Raw genomic sequence first — 12235 nt, 5'->3', positions numbered from 1 at the left:
TTGACCTTAACCTTACTTGAGGTTCTATAAGCCCCGCTCCCGTGAAGCAAATCGGAGCGTTTCCATGCACCAGAAGGTCGATACGCGGATCAGGCTCGCCCTGATCTATGGCAGCAGCCGCGAGGGCCGCTTCTGCGACAAGGTCGCCGGCTGGGCGATCTCCCAGATCGCCGGCGACGGCCCGTTCGACCTCGCGGTCGTCGATCCCGGCGAAATCGACCTGCCGCCGCGCCATGTCAGCGGCAAGCACCCAGCACTTGAAGAACTCAGGAGCATCATTGGCTGGGCCGACGGCTTCGTCGTGGTGACGCCCGAGTACAATCGCGGCTATCCGGCGATCCTGAAGTTCCTGATCGACGCGGTCGGGCCGGAATGGCGCGGCAAGCCGGTCGGCTTCGTCTCCTATGGTGGCATCTCGGGAGGCCTGCGCGCCGTCGAGCAATTGCGCCTCGTCTTCGGGGAACTGCATGCCGCGCCGATCCGCGACGGCGTCGCCTTCGCCGATGTCTGGAGCCGCTTCGACGCCGAGGGCGCGCTGCTTCATGCCGACCGGGCCGAACAGGCGATGGCGACGATGTTGGCGCAGCTCCACTGGTGGGCGAGCGCGCTGCGCAAGGCACGCGAAACGGTGCCCTACGGCCAGTTCACACCGGCCTGATACGTCACGCGAACGTGGAAAGAGCTTCACAAATCCGAACTGGTCTCACCGTGGCGGGATGCGGAACAATGCCTGCCCCTGAGACGAGGAACGGATATGAAGCTCAAACTTCTCCGCAACGCGACGCTGAAACTCGAGTTCGGCGGCAGGACCTTCCTGATCGACCCCGATTTCGGGCCGCGACACAGCCGCAGCTCCTTCACGGGGCGGTCGCAGAACCCGATGGTCGACCTGCCCGAGCCGATCGAGGACATCCTCGCCGGCGTCGACACCGTGATCGTCTCGCATCTCCATGCCGACCATTTCGACGAGGTCGCCAAGGAGCGCATCCCGAAGGACTTGGCCGTCATCTGCCGGCCCGGTGACGAGGCGGCGATCGCGCAGGCAGGCTTCTCCTCGATCACGGCGGTCGACTGCTATGTCAGGCTGGGACCGATCATCCTGAAGCGGCATGCGGCTCAGCACGGCACCGGCTCGGTCGTCGAGAAGATGGGGCCGGTGATGGGCCTGAGCTTCGAGGCGCCGGGCGAGCCGACGCTCTACTGGTGCGGCGACAGCGTGCTCTATCCGCCGCTGCGCGATGCCGCGACGGCGACGGGACCGGACGTCATCGTTACGCATTCCTGCGGGGCGATGTGGGACAACACGCTGATCGTGATGGATGACGAGCAGACGCTCGATCTCGCCGAGGCCTTCCCGCTCGCGACGATCATCGCGACGCATATGGAGGCGCTCGACCACGCCACCGTCAGCCGTGCGGCCTTGCGCAAGGCGGCGAAGGCACGCGGCGTCGACACGCGACGCCTGCGCATTCCCGCCGATGGCGAGACGATCGAGCTCGGCGTGCCGGTGCTGGTTTAGGCGCTTGCGGCGACAACGACAGGCGCGGGAACCCCTCTCCTGTAAGGAGAGGGGTAGGGGTGAGGTGTAGGCCGCTCGACCAGTGCGCCACGACCTCCCCGCAGCAGCGGTCAGGCCGCCGCCTCATTTCCAACAGCCTGCACCTCACCCTGCCCTCTCCTTACAGGAGAGGGTTCCCCGCGCCTTCTCGTCACTGTCGGCGTGGCCTATTCCCCCGCCTTCATCTGCCTGGCGTAGATATCCTTGTACTGGTCGCGCAGCAGGTTCTTCTGGACCTTGCCCATGGTGTTGCGCGGCAGCTCCGCGACGACGAAGACCTGCTTGGGCTGCTTGAACTTGGCGAGCCGCTGCTCCAGCGCCGCGGCGATTCCCTTCGCGGTGATCTCGGCGCCGGGCTTGCAGACCACGCAGGCGGTGACGCCCTCGCCGAAATCGGGATGCGGCACGCCGATGACGGCGCTCTCGATCACACCCGGCATCTCGTCGATCTCGGTCTCGACTTCCTTCGGATAGACGTTGTAGCCGCCGGTGATGATCAGGTCCTTGCCGCGCCCGACGATATGGACGTAGCCGGCCGGATCGATCTTGCCGAGGTCGCCGGTGATGAAGAAGCCGTCCGGCCGGAATTCGGCGGCCGTTTTCTCGGGATTGCGCCAGTAACCCTTGAAGACGTTGGGACCCTTGACCTCGATCATGCCGATCTCGTCGCGGGCGATCTCCTTGCCGGTCTCGGGATCGGTGACGCGGGCCGAGACGCCCGGCAGCGGGAAGCCGACCGTGCCGGCCACCCGATCGCCCTCATAGGGGTTCGAGGTGTTCATGTTGGTCTCGGTCATGCCGTAGCGCTCGAGGATGGCGTGGCCGGTGCGGTCGCGCCATTCGCGATGCGTCTCGGCCAGGAGCGGCGCCGAGCCGGAGACGAAGAGGCGCATATGCTTCGTCGCCTCCTTGGTCAGGCGGGCATCCTGAAGCATGCGGACGTAGAAGGTCGGCACGCCCATCATGCTCGTGGCCTGCGGCAGGTATTTGAAGACCTGCTCGGGATCGAACTTGGGCAGCAGGATCATCGACGCGCCGGAGAGCAGGATCACGTTGGTCGCGACGAAGAGGCCGTGGGTGTGGAAGATCGGCAGGGCGTGCAGCAACACGTCGCCCTTCGTGAAGCGCCAGTAGTCGACCAGCGCCAGCGCGTTCGACGACAGGTTGTCGTGGCTGAGCATCGCGCCCTTGGAGCGGCCGGTCGTGCCGGAGGTGTAGAGGATCGCGGCGAGATCGTCCGGCCCGCGCGCGACGTCAGCGAAATTCGCCGAGGCGGCATTGGCCTTGTCGAGCAGGCTGCCGTTGCCGACGCCGAGCGTCTCCAGCTTCGCGCCGGCTTTCTCGGCATACGGACGCAGCGCTTGCGCCTTGGCGGGATCGCAGACGAAGACGGCGGGCTCGGCATCGCCCAGGAAATACTCGATCTCGGCCGGGGTATAGGCGGTGTTGAGCGGCAGGAAGATCGCTCCGGCCCGGACCGTGCCGAGATAGAGCATCAGGGCCTCGAAGCTCTTCTCGACCTGGACGGCGACACGGTCGCCCGGCTTCACGCCCAGCCCGACGAGGGCGTTCGCGAAGCGCGCGGAAACCGCGACCATGTCGCCATAGGAGAAACGCCGGCCGTCATCGAGCAGCGCGAAGGGCGCGTCGGGCGCCGGCATGCGCGAACGGATCAGGTCGAAGAGATGATTGCCCATGATTTCGGGTCCTTTCAGGCGTTTCCGTATCAGCTCGTAGCAGGGCGCAGCAGCTTGCGCACGCTGGAGGAGGCCACCACCGTGTTGCGAGTGGCGAAGGCCTCGTGATTGGTCTCGATGTCGTCGAGGTCGTAGCGGTAATTGACCATCACGCCATGCGACTCGCGCAGGCCCCGCGCGGAGAGATTGCCGCCGACATTGATCCGCTCCAGCCGCGCGCCATTGCCGAGATGGAAGCGCGCGACCGGGTCGATGACGCGACCGGACGCCGTGCGCGCCCGCAGCATGTATTGCGCCGTCATCTGGCCGAGCAGCTTGTCGCGGCGCGCCTTCGTCGCATCATCGAGCGAGATCGTCTCGCCGGCCGGGCGGGCCAGTTCGGCGCGCTCTTCGTTGGTGAGGACGAGATCGCCGGGCTCCTCCGCGACGCCGGCCAACCAGCGGGCGAAGCCCGGCACCGGCGAGAGCGTGACGAAGGTGTCGAGCCCCGGCAATTCGCGCTTCAGGTCCTCGGCTACCTGCTTGATCAGGAAATTACCGAAGGAGATGCCGCGCAGGCCCTCCTGGCAGTTCGAGATCGAATAGAACACCGCCGTCGTCGCCTGCTGCGCGGGCAGGATCGTGCGCTCGGGCTCCAGAACTTCGCCGATGCTGCGCGGGATGTCGCCGGTCAGCGCCACCTCGACGAAGATCAGGGGGTCGTCGACGAGCTGCGGATGGAAGAAGGCGAAGCAGCGCCGATCCGCCGGCTCCAGCCGGCGCCTGAGATCGTCCCAGCCCTGGATCTCATGGACCGCCTCGTAGCGGATGATCTTCTCCAGCACATTCGCCGGCGTGCGCCAGTCGATGCGGCGCAGGACGAGAAAGCCGCGGTTGAACCAGGAGCCGAAGAGATGGCGGAAATCCTCGTCGATGCCCTTGAGCTCCGGCTCGGCCGCAATGGCCTCGAACAGGGCCTCGCGCATCCGCACCAGCACATGCGTGCCCTCGGGGGCGAGATTCAGGCGACGAAACAGCTCCTGCCGGCGCGGCTCGGACGCCTGATGCAGGGCGGCGACGGTCGCCGGATAGGGCTTGGCGCGATAGGCCTCGATCGCCGCGTCGAGCCGCTCGTGATCGGGACCGAAGCGCTCCCGCAGGATGGTGAAGAAGGCGAGCCGGCCGGGCTTGTCGAGGCGCTGGAAGGCTTCCAGCACAGCCTGCGCCAGCGCCATGCCCGACGCCTCGCCACGGCCGGAGAGCAGGTCCTCGCAGAGCTTGTCGATCGGACGCGAGCGGTTGCCGAGGAAACGCTCGAAGCCGATCAGCGCGCGGCCGCGATCCGCCACGTTGGTCAGGAGTTCGCCGAGAAATGCCATATCCATGCCGGCTCCCAGTTCGGAAGGCTGATCCTATACGAGATTCAGCGCAGGCAAATCGGGCATCAGCGCAGCAGGCTCCAGGCCTTCAGGAAGAAGTCCGGTGTGCCGAAATTGCCGGATTTCAGCGCGACCACCATCTCCGGCCCGTCGACGACGCGCGTCCAGGGCACGCCGGGGTCGATTTCGGGGCCGATCTCCAGCGTGCGGATGCCAAGGCCCAGCACGGCCGCGCCCGAGGTCTCGCCGCCCGCGACGAGAAGCCGCGTCACGCCGCCCTCGGAAAGACGGCGCGCCAGCTCGGCAAAGGCGTGCTCGACGATGCTGCCGGCCCTCTCGCGGCCGAGCTTGTCCTGCACGGCCGCGACCTCGGCCGGATCGTCGCTGGAATAGACGAGGAAGGGCTTGTCCGCCGGCTGCGCCAACGCCCAGGCGGCGAGACCCGCGGCATCCTGGCTGCCATCGGCCAGCGCGAACGGATCGACCTTGAGCGCGGGATAGCCGGCCTCCAGCGCCGCCTTGATCTGGCCGCGCGTCGCAGTCGAGCAACTGCCGGAGATGATGCCGGCGCGGCCGGCCGGTGCCTTCAGCTCCGCCGGACCGGGGCGCTCCGGCAGCAGGCCGGCGCGGCGGAAATTCTGCGGCAGGCCCATAGCGATGCCGGAGCCGCCGGTCAAAAGGACATGCTCGGATACAGCGTGGCCGAGCGTCATCAGGTCTTCATTGGTGAGCGCATCGGTCACGGCATAGCGGATGCCGTCGGCCTGCAATTTGGCGAGGCGCGCCTTCACCGCGGCGGGGCCGGCGAGCACCGTGGCGTAATCGACGAGGCCGACATTGGTCTTCGCCTGAACCGACATCAGCCGCATCAGGTTCGAATCACGCATCGGTGTCAGCGGGTGGTCCTTCATCGAGCTTTCGTGGAGCGGCACCGCGCCGACGAAGAGATAGCCCTGATAGATCGAGCGGCCGTTGGCCGGGAAAGCCGGGCAGACGATGGCGAGCTTGGCACCCAGCCGCCCGGCCAGCGCATTCGCCACCGGGCCGATATTGCCATCCGCTGTCGAATCGAAGGTCGAGCAGTATTTGAACAGGATCTGACGCGCGCCGCCCTTCAGCAGCGCCTCGCAGGCGGCAAGCGAATCGGCGACGGCCTCAGTGACCGGATTGGTCCGCGATTTCAGCGCGACGACGACGGCATCGGCCTCCGGCAGGGCGGAACCGGCCGGGGGCACGCCGATGACCTGCACGGTCCGCATGCCCGCCCGGTTCAGCATCAGCGCGACATCGGTCGCGCCCGTCATGTCGTCGGCGATCACGCCCAGCAGCATACTCAATCTCCCCCAGGCCCAAGCGGGCCTTATCTTGTCGAACGCCGTTCTAGCCGCTGCCGAAACAGGTGACGACCGCCATGGCCGCATCGTGCACGTCCGCCCCGGACATGGAACCCCGGTTCCCGCGAAAGCGCTCCCTGCCCATGCGGCGGGCAATACTGCCTGCGAATTGATGCGGCGCATCATCGACGGCGGCCGCGATCTGAGTCAGGTTGGTGCCACAAGGAACGAATTGAGCAGGACGACCCGCTGCCGACGCGGCGGGAACGTTCGCCGACAACGTCCGCAACGAGGGGAAAAAGATGAAGCTTTTGAAGGTTGCGATCTCGGCTGCCGCACTCGCGCTCGCGATAGTGCCGGCGCTGGCACAGGCCCCGTCGACCCTGCGGATCGGATTGCAGGAAGACCCCGACATGCTCGACCCGCACAAGGCGCGCACCTTCGTCGGCCGCATCGTCTTCATGGGGCTGTGCGACCGGCTGGTCGACATCACGCCGGAATTGAAGCTGGTGCCGCGGCTGGCGACCGAGTGGAACTTCTCCACTGACGGCCTGACGCTGACGATGAAGCTGCGCAGCGATGCGAAGTTCCACGACGGCGAGGCCTTCAACGCCGAGGCCGCCAAGGCCAATCTGGAACGCGCCCGCACCCTGCCCGATTCACTCCGCAAGGCCGAGCTCGCCTCGGTCGACACAATCGAGGCGCCCGACGCCACCACGCTGGTGCTGAAGCTCAAGCGCCCGGACGCCACGCTGCTCTCGCAGCTTACCGACCGCGCCGGCATGATGCTCTCGCCCAAGAGTCTTTCCGGCGACGTCGCGGCGAAGCCGATCTGCTCCGGCCCCTATAAATTCGTCGAGCGCGTCCAGAACGACCGGATCGTGCTGGAGAAGTTCAAGGAGCATTGGGAAGCCGACAAATACAGCTTCGACCGCATCCTCTACCGCGCCATTCCCGACACGACGGTCCGCCTCGCCAATCTGCGCTCCGGCGAGCTCGACATGCTGGAGCGGCTGGCCCCCACCGACGTGAAATCCGCCCAATCGGACAAGTCGCTCAAGGTCGAGAGCGTCGCCAATCTCGGCTACCAGGGCATCACCATCAACACCAGGAACGGGGAAGCCGCCAACCAGCCGATGGGCAAGGACAAGCGCGTGCGCCAGGCGCTCTCCCTGTCGATCGACCGCAAGGTGCTGAGCCAGGTCGTGTTCGAGGGGCTCTATGCGCCATCGAACCAGCCCTTCAACCCCGGCAATTTCTACGTCAGCGCCGATCTGCCGATTCCGGCCCGCGACCTCGACAAGGCGAAGGCGCTGCTCAAGGAGGCCGGGCAGTCCAAGGTCTCCGTCGAGCTTTTCGTCACCAACAACCCGGTCGATGCCCAGCTCGGCCAGGTGATCCAGGCGATGGCGCAGGAAGCCGGCATCGACATCCAGATCCGCTCGACCGAATTCGCCAGCCAGCTGCGCGACCAGCAGCAGGGCAAGTTCCAGATGAGCCGCGTCGGCTGGTCCGGGCGCATCGACCCCGACGGCAACATCCACCCCTTCGCGCATTCGAAGGGCAACCAGAACGACGGCAAATATGCCAATCCGGAGGTCGACAAGCTGCTCGACGAGGCCCGCACGATCTACGAGCCGGCCGAGCGCAAGAAGCGCTACGACGCCGCGCAGAAGATCCTGCAGGACGAATTGCCGATCATCTATCTCTACAACCAGACGGTGTTCTTCGCGATGCGCTCCAACATCCAGGGCTTCGCGATCAATCCGGACGGGATGATCCGGCTGGCCGGGCTGAAGCGCTCGTGACGCTGCTCATGCCGTGACGGGTGGCCCATGGCCACGCTCATCCTCCGCCGCATCCTGATCGCGATACCGACGCTCTTCCTGGTGTCGCTCTTCGTCTTCGCCCTGCAGCGCGCGCTGCCGGGCGACCCCTTCCTCGTCATCGCGGGCGAGGAACGCGACCCCGAGGTGATCGCGCGGCTGCGCGAGATCTACCGCCTGGACGATCCCGTGATCGTCCAGTTCTTCGCCTGGCTCGGGCAGGTCGTGCAGGGCGATTTCGGCCGCTCGCTGCGCACCGGCGAGCCGGTGCTCGGGCTGATCCTGCAGAAGCTGCCGGTGACGATCCAGCTCGCCACGGCCTCGATCCTGGTGGCAATCTGCATCGGTATCCCGATCGGCATCCTGGCGGCGCGGTACAAGGGCACGATCGTCGACTATTCGGCCAGCGCCGCCGCATTGTCGGGACTGTCGATCCCGAATTTCTGGTTCGGGATCATGCTGATCCTGCTGGTCTCGGTGCACCTGAAATGGCTGCCGGCCTCGGGCTATGAATCGATCTTCGTCCACCCCTGGGAGGCGATCCAGCGGCTGATCATGCCGGCCTTCGTGCTGGGCAACGGGCTCGCCGCCTTCCTGATGCGCCATACCCGCTCGGCGATGCTCGAGGTGCTGCGCTCGGACTATGTCCGCACCGCCCGCGCCAAGGGGCTCGACGAGGATACCGTCATCCACCGCCACGCCCTGCGCAACGCGCTGATGCCGATCATCACGCTGACCACCCTGCTCTTCGGGGAGTTGCTGGCGGGCGCGGTGCTGACCGAGCAGGTCTTCACCATTCCCGGCTTCGGCAAGCTGATCGTCGATGCCGTGTTCAATCGCGACTATGGCGTGGTGCAGGGCGTGGTGCTGTGCACGGCCATCGGCTTCATCCTGATGAACCTGATCGCCGATATCCTCTACGTCGTCGTCAACCCGCGCCTGAGGGCCAGCTGATGGCGTCGATCGATTCCATCTCCTCGACCGGCGCCGCAAGCGGCGTCAGCGCCCGCCCCGGCGTGCTGTCCCGGCTGATCCGCAACAAATCGGCATTGATCGGCGGCAGCATCGTGCTGGCCTTCCTGCTGATGGCGGTGCTCGCACCGGTGCTGCCGCTGGCCGACCCGTTCAAGTCCAACTTCCTCGCCATCCGCAAGCCGCCTTCGGAACTCTACTGGTTCGGCACGGACGAACTTGGGCGCGACCAGGTCACGCGGCTGTTCTACGGCGCGCAGGCCTCGCTGCTCGCCGGCATCGTCTCGGTCTTGATCGCGGTCGCGATCGGCCTGCCGTTCGGACTGCTGGCGGGCTGGTATGGCGGCTGGATCGACATCGTGATCTCGCGCGTCACCGAGGCTTTGCTCGCCTGTCCCTTCCTGATCCTCGCGATCGCCTTCGCGGCGGTGCTTGGCCCGTCATTGACCAATGCGATGATCGCGATCGGATTGTCGGCGGTGCCGATCTTCATCCGGCTGATCCGGGGCCAGGTGATGAGCGTGAAGGCGGAGGATTTCGTCGAGGGCGCGCGGGCGGTCGGCGCCCGCGACCTCCGGCTGATGTTCCGCCATGTCCTGCCCAACACCCTGTCCCCCATCGTGGTGCAGTCGACATTGTTCATGGCGCAGGCGATCATCCTGGAAGCAGCCCTCTCCTTCCTCGGCCTCGGCCAGCAGCCGCCGTCACCCTCCTGGGGCCAGATGCTCAACGTCGCCAAGAACTTCATGGAGCAGGCGCCGTGGATGTCGGTGGCGCCGGGCATCTGCATCTTCCTTGCCGTGCTCGGCTTCAACCTGCTCGGTGACGGCCTGCGCGACGCGCTCGATCCAAAAGAAAACTAGGCTTCAGGGATACGCCCATGTTCACCACCCGCCCCGAAATCCTCGGCACCTTCGGTGTCGTCACCTCGACGCACTGGCTCGCCACGGCGTCAGGCATGGCGATGCTGGAAAAGGGCGGCAACGCCTTCGACGCCTGCGCCGCCGCAGCCTTCGTGCTGCAGGTGGTGGAGCCGCATCTCGTCGGCCCGGCCGGCGACATGCCCGCCGTGTTCTATTCGGCTGAAACCGGGAAGGTCGAGACGCTCTGCGCGCAGGGACCCGCCCCGCAGGCGGCGACCATCGCGGCCTACAAGGCGCTCGGCCTCGACCTGATCCCCGGCTCCGGCCTGCTCGCAACCGTGATCCCCGGCGCCTTCGGCGGCTGGATGACGTTGCTGCGCGACCATGGCCGGCTGAAGCTCCGCGACGTGCTCGAACCCGCGATCGGCTATTTCGAGAACGGCCATCCGATGCTGCCGCGCGTCTCGGACTCGATCCGGGAGCTGACCGACCTCTTCACCAACGAGTGGTCGAGCTCCGGCGATGTTTATCTCCCCGGCGGCAACGTCCCGGAGGCGCGCAAGCTCTTCGCCAACAAGGCCGCCGCCGAGACCTACAAGCGCATCCTCTCCGAGGCGGAAGCCAAGGGCAGCGACCGGCAGGAGCAGATCCAGGGCGCCTATGACGCCTGGTACAAGGGCTTCGTCGCCGAGGCGATGGACCGCTTCTGTCGCACGCAGGAGGTGATGGATTCCTCCGGCCGCCGCAACAAGGGCCTGCTGACCGCGCAGGACATGGCGAATTACCAGCCGACCTACGAGACGCCGACCTCCGTGACCTATCACGACTGGGAGGTGTTCAAGATCGGCCCCTGGGGCCAGGGCCCGGCCTTCCTGCAGACGCTGAAGATCCTGGAGGGCGTCGATCTCGCCGGGATGGGACCGGCGAGCCCCGAATTCGTGCATCACGTCGCCGAGGCGATGAAGCTCGCCTTCGCCGACCGCGAAGCCTATTACGGCGACCCGGATTTCGTGAAGGTGCCGCTGGCGACGCTGCTCTCCGACGACTACGCGGCCGGGCGGCGCGGGTTGATCGGCGAGCGCGCCTCGCTGGAGCTGCGTCCGGGCATCGTCTCGGGCTACGAGGCGCAGGTCGCGCATGCGCTGAAGGCGCTCAGTGCCATCGCCCAGCCTACCCAAGGTGGCGCCAGCGTCGGCGAGCCGACCATGGCCTCGATGGTCGCGGCCGGGCGCAAGGGCGACACCGTCCATATCGACGTCATCGACAAATGGGGCAACATGATCGCGGCGACGCCGTCCGGCGGCTGGTTGCAATCCTCGCCGGTGATCCCGGAGCTCGGATTCCCGCTCAATTCGCGCGCCCAGATGTTCTGGCTGGAAGAGGGGCTGCCGGCCTCGCTCGCGCCGGGCAAGCGCCCGCGCACGACGCTGACGCCGACGATCGCCTTCGAGAACGGACGCCCGCGCCTCGCCTTCGGCACGCCGGGCGGCGACCAGCAGGAGCAGTGGCAGCTCGGCCTCTTCCTGCGCCGCGTCCATCACGGCCTCAACCTGCAGGAGGCGATCGATTTGCCACTGTTCCATACGCAGCATTTCCCCTCCTCCTTCTATCCGCGCTCATCGCGGCCGGGCCATCTGATGATCGAGGAGAACATCGGCACTGCGGCGCTCGCCGAGCTCGAGCGCCGTGGCCACGCGGTCGAGAAGGCGCCGGCCTGGACGGTCGGACGCCTGACTGCGGCAGAACGCGGCGATGACGGGCTCTTGCGCGCCGCGGCGACGCCGCGTCTGATGCAGGCCTATGCCGCCGGCCGCTGAGGAAGCAACCGCATGACCTGGTCCATCGTCGCCCGCGACGCCGCGACCGGCGCCTATGGCGTCGCCGTCTCGACCTGCGCTTTTGCCGTCGGCGCCCGCGTGCCCTATGGCGGCGGGCGGATCGGGGCGATCGCGACACAGGCCTTCGTCAATCCGCTCTACGGGGTCGACGGCCTCAGGCTGTTGCAGGAGGGGCGCTCGGCCGTCGAGATCATCGCGACGCTGACGGCGGCCGACGAGGGGCGCGCCCATCGCCAGCTCCATGTCATCGACCGCGACGGCAAGATCGCCTCGCATACGGGCGCCGCCTGCATCGACTGGTGCGGCGCCGTCGACGGGCCGCAGGTCTCGGTCGCCGGCAACATGCTCGCCGGGCCTGAGGTCGTGCAGGAGACCCTTAAGGTCTATATCGCCTCCTCGGCGCTCGATTTCGACGAGCGCCTGCTCGTGGCGCTGGAAGCTGGCGAGAAGGCCGGCGGCGACAAGCGCGGCAAGCAATCCGCCGCGATCCGCATCTGGGCCGGTGAACCGGTGCCGAGCATCGATATCCGCGTCGACGACCACACGGATCCGCTGAAGGAGCTGCGGCGGCTCTGGCGCGTGGCGCATCAGCGCTCGGTGCCGTTCCAGCAGGCCTCGCCCTCGCGCGGGCGCCCCGCCGGTGTCACCGACCGGACCGAGCTCGATCGTCTCTGCACGGAATATGCGGCTGCCTGGAACGCCCGGCACCCGGAAAGCTGACCGGCCAAATCCATTCTCGACACGCTTGGCACGTGATAGGGTGACGCTTCGTCATCCTGTCATGCCGGC

General features: G+C 66.9%; 10 protein-coding genes. 7 read left to right on the top strand and 3 right to left on the bottom strand.

The features are described from left to right. Nucleotides 1-64 precede the first annotated feature (64 nt). Nucleotides 65-658: an NADPH-dependent FMN reductase gene (locus ACWIEX_RS05610; protein ID WP_454032110.1), complete on the top strand. Its 594-nt coding sequence runs from the start codon at nucleotides 65-67 to the stop codon at nucleotides 656-658. A 96-nt stretch (nucleotides 659-754) separates the two neighbouring features. Beyond that, entirely contained in the window at nucleotides 755-1519 is a 765-nt protein-coding gene (locus ACWIEX_RS05605) for an MBL fold metallo-hydrolase (protein ID WP_454032109.1), read from the top strand. Nucleotides 1520-1725: 206 nt separating this feature from the next. Here ACWIEX_RS05605 and ACWIEX_RS05600 read toward each other — a convergent pair whose 3' ends face one another. Genes ACWIEX_RS05600 through otnK form a run of 3 tightly spaced genes read right to left on the bottom strand, consistent with a single transcriptional unit; the run spans nucleotide 1726 to nucleotide 5944 of the window. Further along, complete coding sequence (locus tag ACWIEX_RS05600; protein ID WP_454032108.1) at nucleotides 1726-3255, bottom strand: malonate--CoA ligase; 1530 nt, start codon at nucleotides 3253-3255, stop codon at nucleotides 1726-1728. A 29-nt stretch (nucleotides 3256-3284) separates the two neighbouring features. After that, nucleotides 3285-4619, bottom strand: coding sequence for a malonyl-CoA decarboxylase (locus ACWIEX_RS05595; RefSeq protein WP_454032107.1), 1335 nt, complete (start codon nucleotides 4617-4619; stop codon nucleotides 3285-3287). A 59-nt stretch (nucleotides 4620-4678) separates the two neighbouring features. Then, nucleotides 4679-5944, bottom strand: a complete 1266-nt coding sequence (gene otnK / locus ACWIEX_RS05590; protein ID WP_454032106.1) for a 3-oxo-tetronate kinase — start codon at nucleotides 5942-5944, stop codon at nucleotides 4679-4681. A 305-nt stretch (nucleotides 5945-6249) separates the two neighbouring features. Here otnK and ACWIEX_RS05585 point away from each other — a divergent pair, with 305 nt between their 5' ends. The 5 genes from ACWIEX_RS05585 to ACWIEX_RS05565 are packed head-to-tail and all read left to right on the top strand — an operon-like array spanning nucleotide 6250 to nucleotide 12166. Beyond that, entirely contained in the window at nucleotides 6250-7755 is a 1506-nt protein-coding gene (locus tag ACWIEX_RS05585) for an ABC transporter substrate-binding protein (RefSeq protein WP_454032105.1), read from the top strand. A 27-nt stretch (nucleotides 7756-7782) separates the two neighbouring features. Further along, the gene (locus tag ACWIEX_RS05580; protein ID WP_454032104.1) at nucleotides 7783-8727 is read left to right on the top strand and encodes an ABC transporter permease; all 945 of its coding nucleotides are present in this window, start codon (nucleotides 7783-7785) and stop codon (nucleotides 8725-8727) included. An 8-nt stretch (nucleotides 8728-8735) separates the two neighbouring features. Then, nucleotides 8736-9608 carry an ABC transporter permease gene (locus tag ACWIEX_RS05575; RefSeq protein WP_454033469.1) on the top strand — a complete coding sequence of 291 codons (873 nt, stop codon included), beginning with the start codon at nucleotides 8736-8738 and terminating at the stop codon, nucleotides 9606-9608. Between the two features lie 17 nt (nucleotides 9609-9625). Beyond that, nucleotides 9626-11425, top strand: a complete 1800-nt coding sequence (locus ACWIEX_RS05570; RefSeq protein WP_454032103.1) for a gamma-glutamyltransferase family protein — start codon at nucleotides 9626-9628, stop codon at nucleotides 11423-11425. A 12-nt stretch (nucleotides 11426-11437) separates the two neighbouring features. After that, on the top strand, nucleotides 11438-12166 hold the full coding sequence (locus ACWIEX_RS05565; protein WP_113585939.1) for a DUF1028 domain-containing protein: 729 nt from the start codon (nucleotides 11438-11440) through the stop codon (nucleotides 12164-12166). Nucleotides 12167-12235: the final 69 nt, after the last annotated feature.

This window comes from Allobosea sp. NPDC055353, assembly GCF_053644975.1.
This window is presented reverse-complemented; position numbering and strand designations above follow the sequence as displayed.

What these genes read in the sequence shown, in the direction of transcription:
- ACWIEX_RS05610 (WP_454032110.1), top strand. Translation starts at nt 65, where the DNA reads ATGCACCAGAAGGTCGATACGCGGATCAGGCTCGCCCTGATCTATGGC.
- ACWIEX_RS05605 (WP_454032109.1), top strand. Translation starts at nt 755, where the DNA reads ATGAAGCTCAAACTTCTCCGCAACGCGACGCTGAAACTCGAGTTCGGC.
- ACWIEX_RS05600 (WP_454032108.1), bottom strand. Translation starts at nt 3,255, where the DNA reads ATGGGCAATCATCTCTTCGACCTGATCCGTTCGCGCATGCCGGCGCCC.
- ACWIEX_RS05595 (WP_454032107.1), bottom strand. Translation starts at nt 4,619, where the DNA reads ATGGATATGGCATTTCTCGGCGAACTCCTGACCAACGTGGCGGATCGC.
- otnK (WP_454032106.1), bottom strand. Translation starts at nt 5,944, where the DNA reads ATGCTGCTGGGCGTGATCGCCGACGACATGACGGGCGCGACCGATGTC.
- ACWIEX_RS05585 (WP_454032105.1), top strand. Translation starts at nt 6,250, where the DNA reads ATGAAGCTTTTGAAGGTTGCGATCTCGGCTGCCGCACTCGCGCTCGCG.
- ACWIEX_RS05580 (WP_454032104.1), top strand. Translation starts at nt 7,783, where the DNA reads ATGGCCACGCTCATCCTCCGCCGCATCCTGATCGCGATACCGACGCTC.
- ACWIEX_RS05570 (WP_454032103.1), top strand. Translation starts at nt 9,626, where the DNA reads ATGTTCACCACCCGCCCCGAAATCCTCGGCACCTTCGGTGTCGTCACC.
- ACWIEX_RS05565 (WP_113585939.1), top strand. Translation starts at nt 11,438, where the DNA reads ATGACCTGGTCCATCGTCGCCCGCGACGCCGCGACCGGCGCCTATGGC.